Here is a 9,736-nt window from a genome sequence, read left to right on the forward strand (position 1 = left end):
GTCGGCTCGCGTCCGGCGAAGACGGTTTTGCTTACTTTTGCCAAGACAAAAGTAAGCCGCGCGACAGCGCGGAAGCCGTGTACTTGATCTTCGCGCATCGCGCGTTCTGCTTTGAAGCGCGCAGCGCCGATGCGGAAGCCAAAGCTCAGATCAAAAGACAGAAGCAAGTGCAGGGCTTTTGCCCGCTGCGCGTGCAAGTCCCTTTTGGAGGGACCCAAAAGGAACCAAAAGGTCCCATCGCCGGACGCGATCCGCCGCGATACAGCCGCGGCGGTCCCCTGCGCTTCTCGAGCGACGGGGCACGCAGCCCAAACTCGCTGCGCTCAGACATGGGCTGCTCTTCGACCCCGTCGCCCTGCAATGCTCGGCTCGCTCTACGGCTCGATTGAGGTCAAAGGCCGGAAGCCAAAGCCAAAGCCAAAGCCAATGCCAATGCCAGAATCAAAGCCAAAGCCAGAGCGAGCGCCAAAGCCAAAAAAACATGGCGCCCGATCGGGCGCCATGTACTTGGAAAGGCCTATCAGCCTGCCGCAGCAGCAGGCTCCGTGTGCACACGCCGCGCACGACGGATCAAGCGCGCGCTGCCGTGACGCATGTCGTCGAGGATCGCGTAGATCGTCGGCAGGAACAGCAGGCTGACCACCGTCGAGAACGCCAGACCACCCGCCACCGCGCGCGCCATCGGCGAGTACGCCAGGCCGCCGAGCACGACGGTGTCGCTGAGCGAGATCGGGATCATCGCCAGGATCGCCGTACCCATCGTCATCAGGATCGGGCGCAGGCGTTCGCGGCTGCCTTCGACCAGCGCATCGATCCGCGACATGCCGCGGCGCCTGAGATTGTTGATGTGCTCGACCATGATGATGCCGTTGTTCACCACCACGCCCATCAACACGAGAATGCCGATGAAGGCCATCACCGTGAACGACGTGCCCGTCAGCCAGAACAGCCAGAACACGCCGAAGACCGAGAACACTACGCAGCTCATGATCGCGGCCGGGAACAGCAGCGATTCGAACACCGCCGCCATCACCACGTAGATCATGATCACCGCGATCAGCAGGTTGAACATCATCTGCCGGCTCGCCGCCGCGTCGTCCTCGAAGCCGCTGCCCGAGAAGCTGTAGCCGTAGCCGGCCGGGAACGCGACCGTGTCGAGCACCTGCTCCAGCGCCTTGCGGGCGTCGGGCATCGTGGTCTCGCCAGCGAGATTGGCCTGCAGCGTCAGCGAGGTCTGGCGATCGTTACGGCTGATTCGGCTCGCCGAGGGCTCGACACGCATCTCCACCAGACTCGTCAACGGCACGCTGCGACCATCGGGCGAGCGCACCATGAAGCTGGCGATGTCGGCCTGGTTGAACTGCTCGGCACCGGCGAAGCGCACCCATACCGGCACTTCGTCCTCGCCGCGACGGAACTCGCGCAACTGGCTGCCGCGCAGCGCCAGACCAATGAAGCTGGAGACCTGATCGGCACTGAATCCGAACGCGGCCGCGCGGTCGCGATCGACGCGGATGGTGAGCTCCTGGTTGAGGTCGCCCGCTTCCACGCGCACGTCGCGCAGCGCGGGGTTGGCGGACAGCATCGGAATCACGCCATCGGCGAGTTCGCGCAATACCTGGGTCGAGTCGCCGACCAGCTGCACCTGCACGCCCTGCCCGCCTTGTCCGCCACCACCGCCACCGCCCTGCCCGCCGCCCACGCCGACCTCGGCTCGCGCCGACTTCGGCAATGCCTGGCTGATCGCTTCGGACAGCGCCCTGGTGTCGCCGACATCGTCATTGAACGTCACGACGGTGCCCGAGTCATTGCCCTCGCCGAACCAGGAATAGATCTGCTTGATCCGGTAGGTCTCGCGGTTCTCGTCAAGGAACGTCTCGAAACGCAGGACTTCGTCGGAGCGCTGCTGCAGGTTGTAGCTGCCCTTCCACTGGTAGTAGATCTGGATTTCCTTGCCGCCGCCGCTGTCGCCGAACATGTCGAACTTGGTCTTGGTCATCGGCACCAGACTCACCGCGACCACCAGCAGGATGGAGAGCACGGTGACGCCGCGATGTTCCAGCGACCAGCGCAGGATGCGCGCGTAACGGCGCTGCATGCGTGCGATCAAGCCGTTCGGGCTGGCGACGGCAGGCGGCGTCTTCATACGCGCCGACATCATCGGAATCAGGCTCACCGCGACCAGCCACGAGGCCAGCAGCGACACCGAAATGGTGATCGCCAGCTGGTTCATGAAGATGCTGATGTTGTTGGTTTCGCCCAGCATGTTCGGCACGAACACGATGCAGTGGCACAGCGTGCCGGCCGACAGTGCGATCGCAACATGGCGCGTCCCCAGCACCGACGCCAGCCACGGCTGGTCGGGCATGCGTTCGCGCTCCTGGTAGATGCTCTCCACCACCACCACGGCGTTGTCGACCAGCATGCCGACCGCGAGCAGCAGACCCATCAGCGACAGCACGTTGAGGGTGACGTCGAAGAAGTGCATGAAGCCGAGGGTGATGATGAAACAGATCGGAATCGCCAGCGTGACCATCAGCGTCGATGGCCAATGGCGCAGGAAGAAGTACAGCACGATGATCGACAGCACCAGGCCAATCGCGCCAGCTTCGACCAGCTCCAGCAGCGAGGACGTGACCTCGTCGCCCATGTTCTGGATGACCTTGACGTCGATGCCTTCGAGCCCGGGTTCGCTGCGCGCGGCCTCGACTTCGGCGAGCACGTTGCGTGACACCTCGACGAGGTTCGCGTCGCGCTCCTTGTAGATCTCCAGCCCCACCGCGGCGCGGCCGTCCAGACGGCGGCCGTAATCCATGCGCTGCGGCTTCATGCGCACGTCGGCGACATCCGACAGGCGCAGGCCCTGCTGGTTGATGACGAGGTCGCGCAGCTGCTGCAGATCCTCGATCTCGCCGAGTGGCTGCACGCGCAGGCGCTGGCCGCCATCCAGAATCTGCCCGGCGGACACCGAGAAGTTCAACGCGCGCAGTCGCGTCGCCAATGCATTGAGCTCGATGTCGTGCGCGGTCAGACGATCGGGATCGACGGCGATCTCGACTTCGTTCGGCGCCGCGCCGTTGATCTCCACGCGCGCCACACCGGGCACGCGTTCGAGCCTGCGCTTGAGCTGACGGTCGATGAGTTCGTAACTGCCGGACAGATCGACATTCGCCGCCAGGCGCATGCGCAGCACCGGCTGATCGCTGGTGGAGAACTTCTGCACCATGTAGCGGCGGAAATCGTCAGGCAGATCGCTGCGGATCGCATCGATGCGCTCGCGGGCTTCGGACGCGCTGATCGCGATGTTGCGATCCCAGTCGCTGAACTCGAGAAAGACGAATGCGCCATCCGACGTCGCCTGGCCGCGCATGCGTTTGATGCCGCTCATCGTGGCCAGCGTTTCCTCCGCCGGGCGCAGCAGGTTCTGCTCCGCCTCGGACGGCGTCGAGCCGGTATACGGCAGCTGCACGACCAGGAACGGCGCGGAGATGTCCGGCAGCGCTTCCAGCGGCAATCGCACCGAAGCGATCAGGCCGATCACCACCATCGAGATGAAGCACATGATGGTGGTCACCGGACGCCGCAGGCTCAGCTCGGCGATGCTCATGTCGCGCTGGCCTCCGCGTCGGGACGATCGGCGGCGGCGCCCAGACGCGCGCGGCGTCCGCGTTCGGCGTAGTACGCATCGGACTTGCGATCCAGCAGGTCGTAGACCACCGGGATCACCAGCAGGGTCAGCACCGTCGACACCGCCAGACCGCCCATCACCACGATCGCCATCGGCGAGCGCACTTCAGCGCCGTCACCGAAGGCCAGTGCCAGCGGCAGGAAGCCGAACAGCGTCGACAGCGTGGTCATGATGATCGGCCGCAGACGCGAGCGTGCACCGTCGACCAGCGCCTCGCGCTTGGCCACGCCGGCCTCGCGCAACTGGTTGACTTTGTCGATCAGGATGATCGCGTTCTTCACCACCAGACCCACCATCAGGATCAACCCGATGAAGGCGACCACCGAGATCGTATTGCCCGTCAGCAGCAGGCCGCCGATCGCGCCGACCATCGCCAGCGGGATGGTGAACAGGATGACGAACGGATGCAGCAGCGATTCGAACTGCGAGGCCATCACCAGGTAGACCAGGAAGATCGCCAGCGCGAACGCCATCAGCAGCGAGCGCATCGATTCAGCGAGCTCTTCGCCCTGACCGCCGATGTGCATGCCGACTTCGGGACCGAGCGGATTCTCGGCCACCATCTGCCGCACTTCACTCACCGCCGCGCCCAGGTCGATCCCGCGCAGGTTCGCCGAGATCACCGCCACACGCACCTGGTCGGCGCGATGGATTTCGCTCGGTCCGACCGTTGCGATCACATCGGCCACCGAATCCAGACGCACCGGCGACGCGCTGCCCGGGTTGACGATCAGATTGCGGATGCGGTCGACCGAATCGCGTTCGTTCTCCTGCGCACGCACCAGCACGTCGATCTTGCGATCGCGGAAGTTGTAGCGCGTGGCGACTTCGCCGCGCACCGCGCGCACCACCGCATCGGCGATCTGACGCGTGGTCAGGCCGAAGGCGCCGGCGCGTTCCTGGTCGAACACGATCTGGATCTCGGGAAAGCCCTGCTCCACCGTGCTCTTGACGTCGGCGTAATGCGGATTGGCGCGCAGCAGCTCCGTCATGCGTTGGCCGGCCTTCGCCAGACCCTCGAGATCCTGACCCCGTATTTCGATCTCCAGCGGCGTCGAGAAGCTGAAGATCTGCGGACGGGCAAAATCGACCGCGACGCCCGGGTACTTCTGCATCGTCGTGCGCAGGCGCTCGGTCTGCTGCGCCTCGAACTCGCGACTGCCGCCACCGCGCATCACGATACTCAGCTTGCCGATGTTCTCGCCGCTCTCGGTCGGATTCGCATCCAGCCGTGTACCGCTGCCGCTGACGCCAAACAGCAGCTCGACGCCATCGTCGCCGGTATGCGCCTGCTGCACCTCGCGCATGATGCGGTCGGTCTCGCGCAGCGGCGTGCCCGGCGGCAACTTGGCGGTCATCTCGAACCGGTCTTGGGCCAGTTGCGGAATCAGGTCGGTGCCGAGTAGCGGCACCGCCAACAGGCTGACCAGGAACACCGCGGTCGCGGTGCCCAGCACCAGCCACGGACGCGACAGCGCGGCCGGCAGCATCTTCAGATAGCTGCGTTCGGCGCGGTTGTAGGGCGACATTGCCAGGTCGCTGGCGCGGCCCATGACGCGGCTGGTGCCACCCGACACGAAGCGCCACGCGCGCACTACCAGCCAGGCAATGCCGTACAGCACGCCGCGGAAGCCGGCGCCGATGCCGCGCCCGGTCGCCGCGAACGGCTTCTGCCAGCGACGCTCCGGATGCCATTGCGGATGTGGCGCTTCTTCCGGAAATGCCATCGGCGGACGCCCTTTGAGCGAGGCCATCATCGGAATCAGCGTCAGCGCGACGAGCATCGAGACCGCGACGGCGATCGCGATCGTCAGCGCCTGGTCTCGGAACAGCTGACCGGCGATGCCTTCGACGAAGACCAGCGGCAGGAACACCGCGATGATCGTCAGCGTCGACGCCACGACCGCCATGCCGACTTCGCGTGTGCCGGTGATTGCGGCCTCCAGAACACCCAGCCCGCGCTCGCGCGCCTTGGCGATGCTTTCGAGCACAACGATCGAATCGTCGATGACCAGACCCGTTGCCAGCGCCAGGCCACCCAGCGACATGACGTTGAGACTCAGACCCAACTGGTCCATGAAAAAGAACGTGGTGATTATGGAGATCGGCAGTGACAGGCTCACGACCAGCGTGCTCCAGCCGCTGCGCAGAAACAGGAAGATGATCAGCACGGCCAGCGTGCCGCCAATCACCGCGTCGGTGCGCACATCGTGGATCGCAGCGCGCACGAACTTGGACTGGTCGTCGACGACGGTGAGCGTCATGTCCGGCGGCAGTTCCTTGCGGATCACGTCCAGCCGCGCCTGCACCGCGTCGGCGGTCGATACGGTGTTCGCATCGCCCTCCTTGTAGATCGCCAATTCCACCGCTTCGGCGCCGCCGAGACGGATGATGCTTTCGCGCTCCTTGAAGCCCTGACGCACGGTGGCGATGTCGCGCAGACGGATCGGGCGGCCCCCGGCAATCGTCGTGCTGCTTGCGCCCGATGCACTCTGCACCGACGCCGCTGCTGCGAGCACGGCCTGCGAGCCGCTGGCCGCGGCAATCGCCGCCATCTGCTGCGCGGCGTTCGCCGCGCCATCGTCGCCGCCCGACTGCGTGGCGACCAACATCTCTCCGATCTGCTCGACGCTCGAGAACTGGTTGACCGTGCGCACGAGGTAGCGCTGCGTGCCCTGGTCGAGGCGACCGCCGGACAGATTGATGTTCTCCTGCTGCAGGCGCTGGATCACGTTCTCGATCGGCAAGCCGATACGCGCCATCTGCTGCAGATCGAGATCGACCTGCACTTCGTCCTCGAAGCCGCCGCCCACCTTGACCGCGGCCACGCCGACGACGGGCTCGATCTTCTTCTTCAGGTCGTCATCGGCATAGCGACGCATGCGGGTGAGTTCGTCGACCGCATCGCCCTTCTCGCCGGCGGTCAGGGCGAGGCGCAGGATCGGTTCGGTCGAGGGGTTGAAGCGCAGCAGCACCGGCGGCGTCACTTCCAACGGCAGCTGCAGCGTCTCGAGCTTGTCGCGCACCTCCAGACTCGCCTGGTCCATGTCGGTGCCCCAGGCGAATTCCAGCACCACGTCGCTCTGGCCGGTACGCGAGATCGAACGCAGCTTGCGCACGCCCTTGACCACGCCGACCGCTTCTTCGACCGGCTCGCTGACCAGTGTCTCGATCTCGGATGGCGCCGCGCCGGTGTATTCGGTACGCACGGTCAGCGTGGGATAGCTGAGGTCGGGCAGCAGGTTGACCTTGAGGTTGGTCAGTGCGATCAGGCCGAACAGCATCATGCTGATCGCGACCATCCACACCGTCACCCGGCGACGCGTGGAGAACTCGACGAGATCGAAACGTCCCGGCGGCGCGGCGTGCGGATCCGCGGCCGGGCCGTCGCCGGCGGGGCCGTCGTGCGGCGCGCCGGCCATTACTTCGCGTCGCTCGCGGCGGCGGCGGCCGGTGCTGCGGCAGCGGGCGCATCACCGATCACTTGCACCGTACTGCCTTCGCGCAGCGCGACTTTGCCGGCCGTGACGACCGGATCGCCTTCTTCAAGACCACTGCGCACCTCGATGAGGTTGCCGTCGATGTAACCCAGCTCCACCGGCACGCGCACCGCCTTGCCGTCACGCACGCTGTAGACCGCGGTTTCGTCGCCTTCGTCGAGCAGCGCACTGCGCGGAATCACCAAGGCGTCTGCGCGCTGGTCGTAATCGATGTGGATGCGGCCGAACATGCCGGCGCGCAGCATCTCGTTGCCGGCGAATGCCGTCACCACACGGAACGTACCGCTGCGCGATTCCACGATCGGCGCGACACGCTCGACCACACCTTCGAAGCTTTCGCCCGGCAGCGCATCGACCTGCAGGCGCACCGGCTGTCCGCGCTTGAGCACGCGCAGTTCGCGCTCGGGCACGTTGAGCGTGGCCTCGATGCGTGCGTTGTCGACGATGCTGAAGATCGGCGTGTTGATCTGCACGAAGTTGCCGGTGCGGATCATGCGCTGCGAGATCACGCCCGAGATCGGCGCGGTCACCGCGGTGTAGGACAGTTCGAGCTGCGCCATCTCATGCTGGGCGCGCGCGGTGTCGAGATCGAACTTGATCTGGTCCAGATCGTTGGCGCTGATCATCTGCTGGCCCACCAGCTGCTGCGCGCGGCGGTAGCTGTTCTCAAGCTTGCCCATCGCGGCGCGGCTCTGCAGCACGGCCAGACGGGCACGGTCGGGATCGAGCCGCACCAGCGGTTGGCCGGCACGCACGGTGTCACCTTCCTCGACCAGCACGTCCAGCGCGATGCCGGAAGTCTTGGCGACCACATCCGCGCCGCGCGGCACTTCCAGCGACGCCGTGCCCACGTAGCTGGCGGCCACGCTCTGGCGCGCCACGGCTTCCGTTTCCACCGGCACCGGGTTGGCGGCACTGTCGTCGGGCTTGGCATCGGCGCCACCACCTCCCTTGCACGCGGAGAGGACAAGGACAGCGGAGACAAGAAAAACGCCAGTCAGGACGCGTCCTGCGGACTTAAAGGCATGCGGTGTGGACATGTGGATTCGATGTGACCCCTGCGGTGTTGTAGCAAGGTATATCACCAACGCATCAAACCGAATGCGCCATAGGTCATGGTGACCTCCGGTGGCGACGCGCGTCGATGTTGCAGCGCATTGGGTTTGCGACGCCGCCGTGGCTATACTGGCGTGGTTGTGCACCGGTTCATGCGGCAAACGCCTGCTGCGCCGGGTCTCAATCGCATCACGCTTCCCAGACAGCACTTTCAGCCATTCAGGATTGCGGATAACCCGATGACGCGACTGCTGATGCTCGCCGCTTGCTTCCTTCTTGCTTCGCCCGTCCTGAGCGCGTCCGCGCAGGATGCGACCGCGCCCACCGCTCCAGCCGCACCCGCGGCCGAGGCGCCGGCCACCAATGCGCCGTTGACCGGCCATGCCGAGACCGGCCGCCAGTTGACGTATACCTGCCAGGGCTGCCACGGCATCGACGGCTACCGAAACGTCTATCCGCACTATCACGTGCCGAAGATCGGCGGCCAGTCGCCCGAGTACCTGGTCAACGCCCTCCACGAGTACAAGCGCGGCACCCGCCGTCACCCGACGATGCAGGCGCAGGCGCAGAGCTTCACCGACCAGGACATCGCCGATATCGCTGCCTTCCTTTCGGGACTGACCCAGTGAGCGGCGCCATGCTCCGTCCAATCCGCGCCCTGCCCGCCTTCGTGCTCGCCGGACTGCTGGCCGCTTGCGGTGGCCAATCGCACGATACCGAAGCGCAGCCTGCCCGCAGCTCGTCCGCCGGCCTGCCGTCGGGGACGGCCGACGCCGGCGAACAGGCCGCCAACGTCAAGAGTGCGGCGACCGGTCAGACCTGTATCGACTGCCACGGCGCGGGCGGCAACGTGCCGATCGACCCGACCTACCCGAAGATCGGCGGCCAGTTCCGCGACTACCTCGCGCACTCGCTGCAGGCCTACCGCGACGGCGACCGCGAACACGCGCTGATGTCGCAGCAGGCGACCGGCCTGAGCGATCAGCAGATCGCCGATCTCGCCGCGTACTTTGCCGCCCAGCCGAGCCAGCTGCGCGACCTGCGCGGGGCGCACGACCGCTGAAGTCGTTTCGGCGGCGTTGTTCTCGCGCCGCTTGATGTCGCGTGTCCGTTTCGGCGGGCACGTTCCAGTTGTGCGTTGAAGGGTCTTTCTCTTATTTGATCTGACCAGGTTTTGGCTTGGTCTCGGGTCTGTCTGTGCATTTTTTCTTCAGCTCGGCTTCTGCTCGGCTTTGGCTTTGGCTTTGAGTTTGGCTTCGGCTTCGGCTTTCAGCCTTTGACTTGAATCGAGCCGTAAAGCGAGCCGAGCACCGGAGCCTGACGTGGCCGAAGAGCAGCCCATGTCTGAGCGCAGCGAGTTTGGGCTGCGTGCCGCGTCAGGCGAGGAGCGGAGGGAACCGACGCGGCTTCATGGCGTCGGCTCGCGTCCGGCGAAGACGGTTTTGCTTACTTTTGCCAAGACAAAAGTAAGCCGCGCGACAGCGCGGAAGCC

Annotated in this window: 6 protein-coding genes; 2 read left to right on the forward strand and 4 right to left on the reverse strand. The window is 65.6% G+C overall.

Annotation, left to right across the window (positions count from 1 at the left end; genetic code table 11):
* The 4 genes from ACZ9YD_RS13460 to ACZ9YD_RS13475 form a co-directional block, all read right to left on the reverse strand.
* Nucleotides 1-197, reverse strand: a 197-nt coding sequence (locus ACZ9YD_RS13460; RefSeq protein ID WP_465075778.1) for a hypothetical protein, incomplete at its 3' end; no start/stop codon positions are given.
* Nucleotides 198-520: 323 nt separating this feature from the next.
* Nucleotides 521-3,607 carry an efflux RND transporter permease subunit gene (locus ACZ9YD_RS13465; protein WP_465075779.1) on the reverse strand — a complete coding sequence of 1,029 codons (3,087 nt, stop codon included), beginning with the start codon at nucleotides 3,605-3,607 and terminating at the stop codon, nucleotides 521-523.
* On the reverse strand, nucleotides 3,604-7,110 hold the full coding sequence (locus ACZ9YD_RS13470; protein ID WP_465075780.1) for an efflux RND transporter permease subunit: 3,507 nt from the start codon (nucleotides 7,108-7,110) through the stop codon (nucleotides 3,604-3,606). Before ACZ9YD_RS13470 ends, ACZ9YD_RS13465 begins: the two co-directional genes overlap by 4 nt.
* Nucleotides 7,110-8,228, reverse strand: coding sequence for an efflux RND transporter periplasmic adaptor subunit (locus ACZ9YD_RS13475; RefSeq protein WP_465075781.1), 1,119 nt, complete (start codon nucleotides 8,226-8,228; stop codon nucleotides 7,110-7,112). The genes ACZ9YD_RS13470 and ACZ9YD_RS13475 overlap by 1 nt, the downstream gene beginning before the upstream one ends.
* A 255-nt stretch (nucleotides 8,229-8,483) precedes the next feature.
* Here ACZ9YD_RS13475 and ACZ9YD_RS13480 point away from each other — a divergent pair, with 255 nt between their 5' ends.
* On the forward strand, nucleotides 8,484-8,873 hold the full coding sequence (locus ACZ9YD_RS13480; protein ID WP_465075782.1) for a c-type cytochrome: 390 nt from the start codon (nucleotides 8,484-8,486) through the stop codon (nucleotides 8,871-8,873).
* A gap of 8 nt (nucleotides 8,874-8,881) precedes the next feature.
* Complete coding sequence (locus ACZ9YD_RS13485; protein ID WP_465075783.1) at nucleotides 8,882-9,307, forward strand: c-type cytochrome; 426 nt, start codon at nucleotides 8,882-8,884, stop codon at nucleotides 9,305-9,307.
* Nucleotides 9,308-9,736 lie beyond the last annotated feature (429 nt).

It is taken from the genome of Luteimonas sp. AC640a (assembly GCF_979256585.1).

Excerpts from the sequence above, each read along its gene's own strand:
- ACZ9YD_RS13465 (WP_465075779.1), bottom strand. The coding sequence starts at position 3,607 with ATGAGCATCGCCGAGCTGAGCCTGCGGCGTCCGGTGACCACCATCATG.
- ACZ9YD_RS13470 (WP_465075780.1), bottom strand. The coding sequence starts at position 7,110 with ATGGCCGGCGCGCCGCACGACGGCCCCGCCGGCGACGGCCCGGCCGCG.
- ACZ9YD_RS13475 (WP_465075781.1), bottom strand. The coding sequence starts at position 8,228 with ATGTCCACACCGCATGCCTTTAAGTCCGCAGGACGCGTCCTGACTGGC.
- ACZ9YD_RS13480 (WP_465075782.1), top strand. The coding sequence starts at position 8,484 with ATGACGCGACTGCTGATGCTCGCCGCTTGCTTCCTTCTTGCTTCGCCC.
- ACZ9YD_RS13485 (WP_465075783.1), top strand. The coding sequence starts at position 8,882 with ATGCTCCGTCCAATCCGCGCCCTGCCCGCCTTCGTGCTCGCCGGACTG.